Raw genomic sequence first — 14,106 nt, 5'->3', positions numbered from 1 at the left:
GAGCAGGGAATTGCGCTTTAAATAGGAGAGTAGTTTTATGCGAGTTGGTTTTTTGGTTTATAATTGGCGATGTTGCGTATCATGCCTTCAAAAATAAAATAGTGAAAGGGAAGCATCGTGTACCAGTACAATCTTCCAAATAAACCCTTAGGTCTAAAGGTAGCAGTCTGGTGTAAAACATTATTATCATCTATTTCCCATTCAAGCCAGGCTTCTCCGGGAACTTTCATTTCCGCGAAAAGCAACAATCTTTTTTGATCTTTATCAGCTAGAAGAACGCGCCAAAAATCGAGTGAATCACCTTCAAAAATACGATTAGGATGTGTACGCCCTCGACGGAGGCCAACTCCGCCCACCAGTTTATCCATATAACCTCGCATTTTCCATAGAGGATTACCATAATACCAACCTCTTTCGCCGCCAATTGACCATATATTTTCCAAGGCACTTTCAGGATCTTTAAGTGGGATTTGCTGCCTGTCTTTCAAACAACCAAATTCAGGCACTTTTATGTATTTGCTCAGGTCTTTTCTAAATCTTCCGCTTATCATAGAATCTTTCCAGCTGGAGACAACCTGATTTTGCTCTATTTTTTCAAAGGCCAGTTTGATGGCACCCTCATAATGAATGGGTTCTATATTTAGAATTTCCTGAAGTCTCGTGTCTCGAGTGATAACTTCAATGCGCATACTGTCAACCAGATTTAATGCAAGCTTGTAAGAGGTTGAGGTAACAAAATATAACCAATAGGAAGATAGTTTTGGACTCATCACAGGAACATCTATAATGCTTAGTGAAAGCCCTCTTATTTTTGAATAGTTAAGCATCATCTCTTTGTACGTGAGAATATCAGGGCCGCCAATGTCAAAAGAGTCATTATAACATTTCTCGTTTCCCAGAACGCCGGTGAGGTATTGCATAACGTTGCGTATAGCAATAGGCTGGCATCGGGTTTTCACCCATTTTGGAGTGACCATAACGGGAAGCTTTTCGCATAAATCCCTTATAATTTCAAAAGAAGAACTTCCTGAACCTACAATGATAGCAGCACGTAATACAGTAAGATTAAAATTGCCTTTGTAAAGAGTTTCCTCTACATTTTTACGGGAACGCAGATGCTTGCTTAAATTCTTTTCATTTATAATTCCGCTTAAATAAATAACCTGTTTGCAATTAGTGTGTGAAAGGTATTCTTTAAAATTTTTCGCAGAGCGTTCTTCCTTTTCGTCAAAGTCATCTGTTGATGACGTCATTGAGTGAATTAGATAGTAAGCTACATCTATATCTTTTGGCAACAGATCTGGTTGAGGTTCTTTAAGAAAATCAATCTCAACGATGGTGATTTTTTCTTTAAGCTCTTTATCAACTGCTAGTCTTTTCTTATCGCGTACGGTGCAAATAACATCGTGACCCAATTCCAGAAGTTGAGGTAACAATCGCAAACCAATATATCCATTTGCACCTGTAAGTAATATTTTCATTTTATGAGATGTAAACTTATTTGATCAATTCTTAATGTGGTTAGATAAGAAAGGTTGTTACATATCTTCTGGGCCAGATGAGAACTGCTCTGCTTTGTAAGACATAACTTTTTTTACAAATTTATGAGTAGCGCTATCTTTTGATCTGGCTCTTATTTTAATGAAATAATTATCTCTGTAAATGCTGTATTCTTCGGCTTTGCCTTTGTAGAGAGATAATTTGTAATAGGGAATTATTAGCGCGTATGATTCTAAAAGTGACCTAAAACCTACAATTATTCCTTTGGGTCGCATCTCGATATTACAAGTGTTGATGTAGCTGTCGAGAATAAGCAGGTTATTTATTTCTACGCTCGTACTTGTTATGAAAAGTTTAGATGAGCCAATGCCGCCCATTTTTATACGCTCCCGGAGTGTAAAAGGCGGGCCAACTTCTTCATTGATTTGCGTTTTTATTTTGGGATTGTTGTAAGAGACGTTTAACAGCATAATCTTTTTCTTGTTTTAAAGATACGAATTGCTGTGATAAAGATAGAGTTACGAGTCGTTTTTAGCGTTCTCTTAGGGCTTTCAAATTTTCAGCTTTAAGACGTATCTTTGCGCCTTCATAAAAATAGATATGAACCTAGAGCAGATTTTAATACCAGCCGTTAAAAATGCGGTATCCCAAATATTTAATGCAACACTTGAAAATGTTGAACTTCAGCCTACGCGAAAGGATTTTGAAGGTGATATTACAGTTGTGGTTTTCCCAATACTTCGCGTTGTAAAAGGTAATCCCGCTGTTATTGGTGAACAAATAGGGAAATATCTGGCCGAAAATGTGCCTGAAATAGCCGATTTTAACGTCGTAAAGGGGTTTTTAAATCTTGTGGTTTCAGATTCATATTATCTTGATTTTTTTGAAGGAATTAGAAGTGATGCAAACTTTGGCAGAAAACCAGCCGAAGGAAAAGCGGTGATGGTAGAATATTCTTCGCCCAATACAAACAAACCTCTGCATTTAGGGCATGTGCGTAACAATCTCTTAGGGTATTCTGTTGCTGAGATTATCAAAGCTTCCGGAAAGAAAGTTTACAAAACACAGATCATAAACGACCGCGGAATTCATATTTGCAAAAGTATGCTCGCCTGGAAGAAATTTGGTCATGGGGAAACTCCGCAATCTACAGGATTAAAAGGCGATAAGCTTGTTGGGAATTACTACGTGAAGTTTGATAAAGCCTACAAAGAGGAAATCTCTTATTTGGTTGCTCAGGGAAAAACGCAGGAAGAGGCAGAAAAAGAAGCTCCACTTTTAAAGGAAGCTCAGCAAATGTTACTTAAATGGGAAGCAGGCGATCCTGAAGTTGTAGAACTTTGGAAAACTATGAATGGCTGGGTCTATGAAGGTTTTGAGGCAACTTACAAAGCTCTGGGAGTAGATTTTGATAGTTATTATTATGAAAGCAACACCTATTTATTAGGTAAGGATAATATAGAAGAAGGGCTTAAAAACGGAGTTTTTTACAGAAAAGAAGATGGCTCAGTTTGGTGTGATCTCACAGCAGACGGACTTGATGAAAAAATAGTTCTGCGCAGTGACGGTACAGCTGTTTATATGACTCAGGATATTGGTACCGCGATACAACGCGTAAAAGATAATCCTGATGTGGGCGGCATGATCTACACCGTAGGAAACGAGCAGGATTATCATTTTAAAGTGCTTTTTCTTATTCTGAAAAAACTGGGTTACGATTGGGCAAAAAATCTATTCCATTTAAGTTATGGAATGGTCGATCTGCCAAGTGGAAAAATGAAAAGCCGCGAGGGAACTGTGGTTGATGCAGATGATCTTATTGCAGAAATGGCAAATACTGCCGAAGAAATTTCAACCGAACTTGGTAAACTTGACGGCTACAGCGAAGAAGAAAAGAAAGAACTTTATAAGACCATTGGTCTGGGTGCTTTAAAATATTACATTTTAAAAGTTGATCCTAAAAAACGCATTCTTTTTGATCCGGAAGAGTCAGTAGATTTTCAGGGAAATACGGGTCCTTTTATACAGTATACCTACGCGCGTATTCAGTCAATTTTACGCAAAGCAATAGAAAATAAAATACCGGTTGAGGTTGCTCATAAAGATCTTCATCCCAAAGAGAAAGAATTGCTTAAACAGATAGCGTTATATCCTAACATGATTCAGGTGGCGGCAGAAAATCATAGTCCGGCAATTATTGCAAATTACACCTACGATCTTGTAAAAGAGTTTAATTCTTTTTATCAAAATGTATCTATTCTGGGAGCAGATACCGAAGAAGAGATCAGCTTTCGTGTTGCATTATCAGGTAAAGTAGGCGACGTAATTGAGTCTGCTTTTAAGCTTTTGGGAATTACTGTTCCTGAAAGAATGTAAGAACTGCAAAAGCGAGTTACTTACTATTAAAAGTATATTCTAAAACTAGCGTTGGGTGTAATTCCTAAGGAGTTTTTGTTGATCTCGACTGCCTTAGTTTCATCGGTTGCATTTACCTGGTAATAACGCTGCAGGATGTTTTCGTTATCCAGAACATTGAGAACCCCAACGTTGAATTTTGCATTTACACTTTCGCTAATCTTAAAATCATAAGCCGCTGAAACATCTACGCGCACAAAATCATCCAGATTTTCAGCATTTGGTTCGGCGTAGTTTACAACCCTGTTATTTCCGTCTTGAACGGTCTCTTCACCTTCAATCGGTGCAGTGTAAGGATGACCAGATCTATATAAAGCACCAGCTGAAATCTTGAGATTTTTAAGAATATCATAATTGGTTGCCAGCGTGAATGAATGGCGAATGTCTGTATTATTTGGAAAGTTCGTTGGGATAAAGTTTTTAAACGTATAATCGTTCTGCGAAAAAGTATAACTAAGCCAGGTGCTAAATTTATTAGTGGTTTTGTTGATTATAAATTCAAAACCTTTTGCGGTGTAACTCCCTGTGGTTTTTAAGAATTGAAACTGATTCTGAAAACCTTGATTTGATGCCGTAATACCATCTACTTCTTTATAAAAACCGGTCGCATCAAGATACCAGTTATTTTGTTTAAAATCTATACCGAAAGAAATCTGTTTGCTCTGAATAAGCGGAATATCTTCATCATTTGCGAGAATCCATCGTCTGTTTTCTACACCCAGAAAATCATCTTCAAAGTCGATAATTTGCGTCGCAGTCTGATATTTGTACTCTCCAAGCAGTTTTAGGGCAATTTGACCCGATATTTTTTGACGAATGTTTAATCGGGGTTCAACCCTGATTTTATCAAATTCTTCAAAATAAGTAACACGAGCACCACCGCGTATGAATGTCGTCCCGTGGTTGTATTCTAATTCACTATAACCGCTGTGACTGCGCAGCACATCTTTTTTACGCTCATTAAATAACGGATTGCTAACACGGGTTGCGTTGCGTATTCCCGTTTCTGTGAATTGATAACCGTTTAACCATTTAAAATGGGTCATGATCTCGTAAAAAGCATTTAGTTTTATTCCGGTTTCCAGCACTTCATTTTGCTGTGTTAGCAGCTGGTCTGTCTCAATGCGCAGATCGTTTGCGTCAATATTATATTTAGTATAATACGCGTTTAATTTTGTGTGAAAACGAGAATTCCAATCAGCTTGCCAGCTTCCGCCAAAAGCCATATTCTTTTGAGTTAATTGGCTCGATTTGCTCGCCATTTCTCCATTTGTGATCACATGTTCACTGTAGTCAAGTTTGTTATCTATGCCTATAAAATTTGCTCTAAACTTATGTTTTTCATTCGCGTCATAAAGCAATTTTGCAGTATAGTCGTAAAAATAGAATTGTGATTCGCTATTGGCTTGACTAGTATTGTTTTCGCTATTGCGAATTTCAGAGTCTTCGAAACTTCTTCTAAAGTACTCATCATACGTTGGCGTGTTCCAACCATCTGTAACAGATCTTCTGCCCGATAGATGCACAGCTAATTTATCACTTAACGGAATCTCAACAAAAGCATCACCGCTAATTAAATTAATGCCGGCGCCACCTTTTACATGATCCGGAATTTCATCTTTAGTGTACATGCTAATTGTGCTGCTCACACCGCCACCATATTGGCTGCTCGTTCCATTTTTGCTTACTTCTACACGCTGCGTGAGATTAGGATTGTAGGCAGATATAAGTCCGAAGAAATGACCAGAATGGTACATCGTAATATTGTCCCAAAGCATTTGGTTCTCATCATGAGTACCGCCGCGCACGTTTATGTTGGCGATACTTTCATTAACACTTTCCACACCCGGAAGCACCTGAATGGTTTGCAGAATGTCAGGTTCTATTAATCCGGGTAAAATACCGAATTTTTCAGTGTTTAAGACCGTTTTTCCATCAACTGATTTTTGCAAACCCGTGGTTAGGAATTTAGTCACGATCACTTCAGAAAGAGCATAATCCTGTTGATTCAGATTGATTATTTTACAAGGTTCATCGGGAGTAAAAAGGTCTAATGCCTTAATTGTCTTTTCACCATAACCCAAATAGGAAATTAAAATTTCCGCGGAAGCGCTAACGTCTTTGAGATTAAAAGCACCAAGACTTGATGTGATGGTGCCCTGTGATTGATTCTTAAGAACAATGCTTGCGCCCGTTAAAGGCTCACCGTTTATGGCATCCTGCAGAATTCCACAGATGGTAATCTTCTTATTTAAGCGAGAAACCGTGATGTATCTGTCATTGAGATTCTCGTAAAGAAGCGGTGTATTTGTGTTGAGGTAATTTAGCGCCTCTTTTATAGATTCAACAGTAGGAATATCTTCTATATCTATGCCCTCAATATCTTCAACAGCGTAAGAGAATTTTACATCAAATCTGGTCTCAAGTTCAGAAAGGTATTTTTGTAATGACACCACAGAATTTTGCTGAGCGAAAGTAGGCAAAGCAAAAAGGAACATTGTGAGCAGGATAAATTTACTCACCCTCATAATTGTATAATTCTACTTTGTCGCCGTCTATTTTATAACTCAAACCTAGCGGAATTGTGACTGACTGTAGTGCGATATTTTTATCGTCGTGTGTAAAACTACCCGTAAATAACGCTGAAGTGTCAACTTTTGAAGCATTTATAGTAAGGTCATATTGTCTTTCTATTTCGGCGATTACTTGTTCTAGCGGCACTGCTACAAAACTGCTCTCGTGCATCATCCATGAAGGTTGAGAGCCTAAAAGACCTTCAATTTTTTCTGCTCTGCCGTTTACTACGCGATATTTATTACCTCGTGTAAGAATAATTTCTTCATTGTTATAAGTCACGGCAACTCTGCCTTCATAGCATTCTACCTCAAAATAGTTTAGTCTATTTTTTACATTGAATTGCGTACCCAGAACATTGATTTCTCCGGCTGAAGTTCTTACTTCAAAATCACTGCCCTTTGTTACTTTAAAAAATGCTTCTCCCTCAAGAGTAAGTTCTCTTTGTTCCTTCCATTTTTTCTCGTTGTAAGCAATTTTACTTTGTGCATTCAAGACGACTTCAGAATTATCTGGTAGTAAGGTAGTCGTAGTTTCTGCAATTTTAGTTTTTACCGTTGTAGATTGGTTGAAGAAAATAAAATAAGAAGAAACGACCAGGACAATCAAAATTGCGGCCGCCTGATAAAAACCTTTAAAATTTGGCTTTATGACTTTGTTCTTTTCGCGATCAGCAAGACGTTTTTTTAAGTCTGCCAGAGCCTCATCTTTATTTACCGCTGGAGCTTCAAGATCTGCGGCATATTCTGCTATAGCAGAATAATCTGTATAATCCTGAGTAGCCTTAAAAGCCTCCAGTTCTTGAGCGGTCATCTCGCCATTAAGCCAGCGGTGTATTTGCTTTTCGTCTTTCATTATTAGTATGCTATCAATAGTAGAACAATTAAAACCCGTTTTACCCTACCTTAAAATTGTCTTTTTTAAAGAGTTGGAATTTTTTCTTTTAAAATCTTTAACGCTCCACTCATTCTTTTTTCTACGGCTTTTACAGAAATGTCTAGCATCTCTGCAATTTCGCGGTATTTCTTCCCGTCTATTCTGTTTAGGAGAAAAACCTCACGTTGCCCGTCAGTAAGGTCTGCAATTGCATTTTGCAGTTTAGTTTTAAACTCCTTTTCTTCTAAAACAAATTCCGGACTCAGATTTGTTTTATCTGGTCCCTGATATTCATTTTTATAATTAAGCACAACTTTCTGGTGCTTTACCTTATTGAGAAACAGGTTGTTTATTGTGGTAAAAAGGTAGGTTTTTGCCTTAGTAAAGTCGATTTTGCCACAGTTTTCCCAGATTTTTATAAAGGCTTCCTGCGCCAGATCTAGCGCATTATCACTATCGCCGCATTTGTAGTATGCAAAATTATTAGCGTTTGTAATGTAGCTGGTATAGAAGCCATTAAAAGAGGCTTCATCGCAGAGATTTTGTTGTAGGTCTTTCTTCAAAATGAACGATTAAGGGTGGCTAAAAATACAGCTTTTCTAATAAACTTAAGGCTTAGCGACCGCTAACTTCAATTTGATCTGGGGTGATGAGAGTGAAAAGACACTATTTTTTTAATGGTGTTAACAGGCTGTTTTTGAGTAACTAGAGGTGTTTTTTATTGCTTAGGCGAAAAAAAAGTAGAAATCGGGGTAGGGTAATTTCATTCCCAATTGTTTTACTACCGAAAGCGAGCAGTAACCAACTCGCATAAATTGAAAAAAATCAAAATCTAATAGTATGAAAAATTTAAAATCAATTTTGGGAATAACGGTTCTGTCATTATTTCTTTTTGCCTCTTGCCAAAGTGAAGAAGATGTAACGATAGGAGACGACCCAAATCAAAGTACAAACAGCGCCGACTCTGAAACCGCAGATCTTATGGCACGTAATACTGCGCATGATGGTAGTGAAGACGATTTTCTTGACGGTTTAAGCTGCTCATCTATAGTGCTTCCTGTTGTAGCAGAAGTGAATGGGCAGGAATTAACAATAATTAGTCAGTCAGATTTTGCGCTTATAGCAAACATTTTTGCTCAATTTACAAATGATGACGATGAGGTGAACTTTCAGTTTCCTATCACAGTTACCATGAGTGATTATACTGAGGTTGTAATTAATAATCAGGCCGAGTATGACACTTTAAAAGATACCTGTACAGAAATAGACAGCAAAGAAGAAGATGCTATAAACTGTCTTGATATAGATTACCCGATCACTGTTTTTACTTACGATGCAAATGCAGAACAGACCGGTAGTGTAGTTCTTGATGGTGAGCAGGAAACGTATGTTTTCTTAAATAATCTTGGTGAGAGTGATTTCTTCAGCGTAAGCTATCCTATAAGCCTTATGGCAGAAGGTAACTCTGCAATCACGATCAACTCTGATGCAGAATTTAAAAACGCTTTAGAATCTTGTGAAGCAGATGACGATATGCAGGCACAAGCAGAAGCAGAAGCTAAAGCTGCCGCAGATGAACTTGAGGCCATATTAACAGATGCAACTTTTAAAGTTGAGACAGGTATTAATAACGGAGTAGAATTTACTGAAGATTTTGTTGAGTTTACTTTAGAGTTTGCTAATGACGGTGAGGTGATCGTGAGAAATACACTTACAAATACAGCTGCAAGTATAGAAGGAAGCTTTCAGGTAGTTTCTGAAACAAATGTAAATCTAGAGCTGTCTTTTGCAGGTAATAGCACTTTTAATATCATAAGTGATCAATTTGAAGTAGTGAGCCAGAATGAAAGTACAATAGAGCTACAAAGTTCTACTAACAGCGCAGTTACTTTAGTGCTTACAAAAATGGAATAACCTGATTTAATGTTCGGGAAGTTGGGAGAAACCGCCTTTACTCTAAATATGGAGTAGGGCGGTTTTTATGTTACAGATATATGAAGACTAAGCAGTAAATAATTCTTTATACTTAGGCTTCAAAACCTTAAATTTGCTGTCATAAAATTGAAGCGAAACCTATGTTTGATAATTTAAGTGATAAGCTGGATAAAGCGATGCATGTGCTTAAGGGGCACGGCCAGATTACAGAAATAAATGTTGCCGAAACTCTTAAGGAAGTAAGACGTGCGCTTGTAGATGCAGATGTTAATTACAAAATAGCAAAAGATTTTACCAGTACAGTTAAAGAAAGAGCACTGGGGCAAGACGTTCTTACAAGCGTAAAGCCAGGGCAGTTAATGGTAAAACTCGTTAAAGATGAGTTGACAAATTTAATGGGTGGTGAAGCAGAAGGAATCAATCTTTCTGGTAATCCTACCGTTATTTTAATGTCAGGACTTCAGGGATCTGGTAAAACCACATTTTCTGGTAAACTCGCCAATTTTTTAAAGACCAAGAAAACGAAGAAACCTCTTCTTGTAGCCTGTGATGTGTATCGTCCTGCGGCAATAGATCAGTTGCATGTTGTAGGTGATCAAATAGGTGTAGAGGTATTTTCAGATAGAGAGAATAATGATCCTGTTTCTATCTCTAATGCGGCTATCGCTTACGCGAAACAAAACGGTCATAATGTTGTGATCATAGATACTGCGGGTAGACTAGCAGTAGATAAGGCGATGATGACAGAGATCGCAAACATACGTGATGCAGTCCAGCCACAGGAAACCTTATTTGTTGTAGATTCTATGACCGGGCAGGATGCTGTGAATACGGCAAAATCATTCAACGATACGCTAAATTTTGATGGTGTTGTTCTTACTAAATTAGATGGTGATACCAGAGGTGGTGCCGCTTTATCTATTAAGACAGTAGTAAATAAGCCCATCAAATTTATTGGTACAGGTGAGAAGATGGAAGCGATAGATGTATTCTATCCTTCTCGTATGGCAGATCGTATTCTTGGGATGGGAGATGTTGTTTCACTTGTAGAGCGTGCACAAGAACAATTTGATGAAGAAGAAGCCCGCAAGCTGCAAAAGAAAATTGCTAAAGATCAATTTGGTTTTGATGATTTTCTAAAGCAGATTCAGCAGGTTAAGAAAATGGGGAATATGAAAGACCTTATAGGTATGATTCCCGGTGCTGGTAAAGCGTTAAAAGGTCTTGATATTGACGATGACGCTTTTAAACACATCGAAGCTATAATTCACTCAATGACTCCGGAAGAACGTACAAAACCTGCAGTCATCAACAGCAGCCGAAAAAAGAGAATAAGCAAAGGTTCTGGTACAACCGTACAGGAAGTGAATCAATTGCTTAAGCAATTTGGCCAAATGAGCAAAATGATGAAAATGATGCAGGGTGGCGGCGGCCAGAAGATGATGCAGATGATGAATAATATGCGATAAAAATCGGGTTTTAGAGGCTAAAAATCAGTTAAATACTACTAAAAATCACTGCTATTTATGACTATTCTTGACGGAAAAAAAGTAAGCAACGACATAAAAAACGAGATTACCGCTGAGGTTAATAAGATGAAAGAGCGAGGCGAGAAAGTGCCTCATCTTGCAGCAATTATCGTGGGTAATGACGGTGCCAGTCTTACATATGTAAATAGTAAAGTGAAAGCCTGTGAACGTGTGGGTTTTGAATCTACTATGGTGCGTATGCCCAGCACCACAAGTGAATATGAGTTACTTTCTAAAATAAAAGAACTCAACGAGAATGACGATATTGATGGTTTTATAGTTCAACTACCTTTACCCCCGCAGATCAATACTCAGGAAGTTTTAATGACCGTAAATCCTGATAAAGATGTAGATGGTTTTCATCCTACAAACTTTGGGAAAATGGCTTTAGATATGAGCACATTTATACCGGCAACTCCTTTTGGTATTCTTGAGCTTTTAGAGCGTTATGAAGTAGAAACACAAGGTAAACATACAGTAGTTATAGGGAGAAGCCATATTGTAGGTCGCCCTATGAGTATTTTAATGGGAAGAAAAGGTTTCCCGGGAAATTCTACAGTTACATTAACTCATAGCCGCACAAAGAATATTACGCAAATCACCTCTCAGGCAGATATTATAATTTCGGCATTAGGTGTGCCCGGCTTTCTAAAAGCCGAAATGGTAAAAGATGATGTTGTAATTATAGATGTAGGTATTACTCGCGTGCCAGATGAAACTCGTGAAAGAGGCTATTATTTAACCGGTGACGTAGATTACGAGAACGTAAGTAAAAAAGCGAGTTACATTACACCTGTACCTGGCGGGGTAGGACCAATGACCATCGCAATGCTTCTTAAAAACACACTGCTTGCTAGAGATCGCCATCGCGCCAGAAAAGCATAATTGATTTTTTACTCAATATAGAGGTGACGAGCTGCCAGGGCAGCACCTATAATACCGGCGTGATTCTTTGTATGTGCAGCAACGATTGGCACATCAACTTTCAATTTATTTCGGTATTCTTCCAGGTTTTTGCTCGCACCACCGCCTATTATGATAAGATCGGGATCGCTTATAGTTGTGACGATCTGTAAAAATTTATTGAAGCGTTTACCCCATTTTTTAAAGCTCATATCCTTACGCAGACGTACTGCTCTTGAAGCATATTGCTCTATGTTCATTCCTTTTTTATAGGGCAGCTGGCCAAGTTCCCAGTTAGGGAGTAACTCGCCATTGTAAAAAACTCCACTGCCTATTCCTGTTCCTACAGTAAAAACCATAACCAGACCTTTTTCATCTTTGCCTACGCCAAATGTCATTTCGGCAAGACCAGCAGCATCTGCATCATTTATGACTGCAACGGGAAGACCTATATGCTGTGAGATCATATCGTCTACCTGAACTCCCACCCAGGCGGGATCGAGATTTCCGTGTTGTAAAGCTTTTCCTCTATGTATAACAGTGGGGAAACCAACTCCTACAGGACCCTTCCAGTCCCATTCTTTCACAATTTCCCCAATGGTTTTAACCATGGCCTTAGGAGTACGAGGGATAGGAGTAGGCAATCTATAGCGTTCACCTATGTAATCTTCAGTTTCTAAATTTACCGGAACACCTTTTATTCCTGTGCCTCCTACATCAATTCCCAAAATTTCCATATACCCTAGTTTTGTGGGGTCAAAAAAAAGGAATATTTATCAATACCCGAAGAATATGACTTAATTTTTCTTCAGAAAGCAAATTTGGTGGAAATTGAATAGGAAAAAATCTGCCTGCAGAGGCTAAAAATTGGTGCAAAAAGGCTAAAAATTAGCTCAAAATGCAAAGTTCTATAGCCGCTCTTCTGTCTCTGCCGGCGGTTGTTTGCCGTATTCTTTTTTATAAATTTTCACAATAAGTAAAAACAGGCTTATTAAGAGTGGGCCAAATATTAGCCCTATAAATCCAAATAGAGGAACACCTACAATCACTCCAAATAAAGTTACCAGAGGATGTACATTAGCGAGACGTTCAAGTACATAAAGTCTAATGATATTGTCTGTAGAACCTACCACAACAAACCCATAAATAGCAATACCAATTGCTTGGCCTACATCACCGCTGGAAAAAAGCAAAATCGTAACGGGAACTATGCCAAGTAGCGTGCCTATAAATGGTATCATAGAGCCAATGGCAGTGATGACAAACCAAAAGAATGGATCTGGAACACCGAATATAAAAAAGCCTACTAATGCAACGATACCCTGTGCCAGCGCCACAAGAGGAATACCTAAAGCATTAGATTTTACCATAGCCGTACTTTCTGTTGCAATGGTTTTAATATTGTCTGAAGCTAGTGGAATATATTCATACAGCGAATTCTGCAATGTCTTTCTGTTGATTAACATGTAGTAAAGCATAAAATACATGATACCTATTGCAATAAATGCTGTGAAAGTTCCCCCGGCTAATGATTGCAGGTGAGTAGAGATCCATTCTGTTACCGCATTAGTATCTATAGAATCGCTTACTTTGTACCCTAATTGTGATTCCCACTGCGAGACATGCTCTTTAATAGCGTCTACAACTTTAGCCGAATTTGATACAGCCTTACCTATTTTGTTAGTTAGCATTAAGACAATCAACCCCACAGGAACTAAAATCGCCAGGAAGGAAAAAACCATGAGTAAAGCAGCGGCAAGACTTTTGTTCCAGCCTCTGTCTACCAGATTATTCATCCATTTTTTAAGGAGAACATGCAGAGTAATTGCTCCTAATACTCCTGAGAGATAAGGAATCATTTCCAGAAAAATCAGAACAAATAAAAATAGAATGAGCAGAAGTATGAACAACTGTCTTACTAAGGTTGGTTTTAGTTGTTGTGGCATGTTATTTAGCGAATAATTGACTCATGTCTTTAAAGCTTTTAAATTCAAGGGCATTGCCACAAGGGTCGTAAAAGAACATTGTTGCTTGCTCGCCCACTTGCCCCTTAAAGCGTATGTAGGGTTCAATTATAAAATTAATTCCCTTTGCAGTTAATTTTTTAGAGAAGTTCTGAAAATCATTCCATTCCAGAACTACGCCATAGTGAGGTACCGGAACTGCTTTGCCGTCAACTGCATTATGATGTACAGCAGCTGATTCTTCTTTTGGCTTATAATGAATAACCAGTTGATGACCAAAAAAATCAAAGTCTACCCATTGATCGCTACAGCGACCTTCAGTAAGTTCAAGGGTGTCACGATAAAATTTTCGGGCTTCGTCAAGTTGGTCTACAGGAATGGCTAGATGAAAAGGTGCAGGCATTTAAATC

General features: G+C 38.2%; 12 protein-coding genes. 4 read left to right on the top strand and 8 right to left on the bottom strand.

Annotation, left to right across the window (positions count from 1 at the left end; translation table 11 throughout):
• Positions 1-35: 35 nt before the first annotated feature.
• Positions 36-1,481: an SDR family oxidoreductase gene (locus tag ACH3PA_RS03685; RefSeq protein WP_416440235.1), complete on the bottom strand. Its 1,446-nt coding sequence runs from the start codon at positions 1,479-1,481 to the stop codon at positions 36-38.
• A gap of 57 nt (positions 1,482-1,538) precedes the next feature.
• Positions 1,539-1,970, bottom strand: coding sequence for a hypothetical protein (locus ACH3PA_RS03680; RefSeq protein WP_416440237.1), 432 nt, complete (start codon positions 1,968-1,970; stop codon positions 1,539-1,541).
• Between the two features lie 130 nt (positions 1,971-2,100).
• On the opposite strand from ACH3PA_RS03680, the gene argS reads away from it, so the two are divergent.
• Positions 2,101-3,876, top strand: coding sequence for an arginine--tRNA ligase (argS, locus tag ACH3PA_RS03675; protein WP_416440239.1), 1,776 nt, complete (start codon positions 2,101-2,103; stop codon positions 3,874-3,876).
• Positions 3,877-3,902: 26 nt separating this feature from the next.
• Here argS and ACH3PA_RS03670 read toward each other — a convergent pair whose 3' ends face one another.
• The 3 genes from ACH3PA_RS03670 to ACH3PA_RS03660 form a co-directional block, all read right to left on the bottom strand.
• On the bottom strand, positions 3,903-6,443 hold the full coding sequence (locus tag ACH3PA_RS03670; RefSeq protein WP_416448420.1) for a carboxypeptidase-like regulatory domain-containing protein: 2,541 nt from the start codon (positions 6,441-6,443) through the stop codon (positions 3,903-3,905).
• Positions 6,430-7,344 (bottom strand): FecR family protein, encoded by a 915-nt coding sequence (locus ACH3PA_RS03665; protein ID WP_416448419.1) that lies wholly within the window; start codon positions 7,342-7,344, stop codon positions 6,430-6,432. Before ACH3PA_RS03665 ends, ACH3PA_RS03670 begins: the two co-directional genes overlap by 14 nt.
• 65 nt (positions 7,345-7,409) lie before the next feature.
• Positions 7,410-7,928, bottom strand: coding sequence for an RNA polymerase sigma factor (locus ACH3PA_RS03660; protein WP_416448418.1), 519 nt, complete (start codon positions 7,926-7,928; stop codon positions 7,410-7,412).
• Positions 7,929-8,205: 277 nt separating this feature from the next.
• Here ACH3PA_RS03660 and ACH3PA_RS03655 point away from each other — a divergent pair, with 277 nt between their 5' ends.
• From ACH3PA_RS03655 to ACH3PA_RS03645, 3 genes are all read left to right on the top strand, one after another.
• Positions 8,206-9,279, top strand: a complete 1,074-nt coding sequence (locus ACH3PA_RS03655; RefSeq protein ID WP_416448417.1) for a hypothetical protein — start codon at positions 8,206-8,208, stop codon at positions 9,277-9,279.
• A 161-nt stretch (positions 9,280-9,440) separates the two neighbouring features.
• Positions 9,441-10,769, top strand: a complete 1,329-nt coding sequence (gene ffh, locus ACH3PA_RS03650) for a signal recognition particle protein (RefSeq protein WP_416440249.1) — start codon at positions 9,441-9,443, stop codon at positions 10,767-10,769.
• 57 nt (positions 10,770-10,826) lie between these two features.
• Positions 10,827-11,714: a bifunctional 5,10-methylenetetrahydrofolate dehydrogenase/5,10-methenyltetrahydrofolate cyclohydrolase gene (locus ACH3PA_RS03645; RefSeq protein WP_416440251.1), complete on the top strand. Its 888-nt coding sequence runs from the start codon at positions 10,827-10,829 to the stop codon at positions 11,712-11,714.
• 8 nt (positions 11,715-11,722) lie between these two features.
• On the opposite strand, the gene ppgK is transcribed toward ACH3PA_RS03645, so the two are convergent.
• The 3 genes from ppgK to ACH3PA_RS03630 form a co-directional block, all read right to left on the bottom strand.
• The gene (gene ppgK / locus ACH3PA_RS03640; RefSeq protein ID WP_416440253.1) at positions 11,723-12,469 is read right to left on the bottom strand and encodes a polyphosphate--glucose phosphotransferase; all 747 of its coding nucleotides are present in this window, start codon (positions 12,467-12,469) and stop codon (positions 11,723-11,725) included.
• Positions 12,470-12,640: 171 nt separating this feature from the next.
• Positions 12,641-13,678 (bottom strand): AI-2E family transporter, encoded by a 1,038-nt coding sequence (locus tag ACH3PA_RS03635; protein WP_416440255.1) that lies wholly within the window; start codon positions 13,676-13,678, stop codon positions 12,641-12,643.
• 1 nt (position 13,679) lies between these two features.
• Complete coding sequence (locus ACH3PA_RS03630; protein ID WP_416440257.1) at positions 13,680-14,099, bottom strand: VOC family protein; 420 nt, start codon at positions 14,097-14,099, stop codon at positions 13,680-13,682.
• Positions 14,100-14,106 lie beyond the last annotated feature (7 nt).

Origin of the sequence: Leeuwenhoekiella sp. A2 (assembly GCF_047946655.1) — a bacterium.
Classification (GTDB): Bacteria; Bacteroidota; Bacteroidia; order Flavobacteriales; family Flavobacteriaceae; genus Leeuwenhoekiella.
This window is presented reverse-complemented; position numbering and strand designations above follow the sequence as displayed.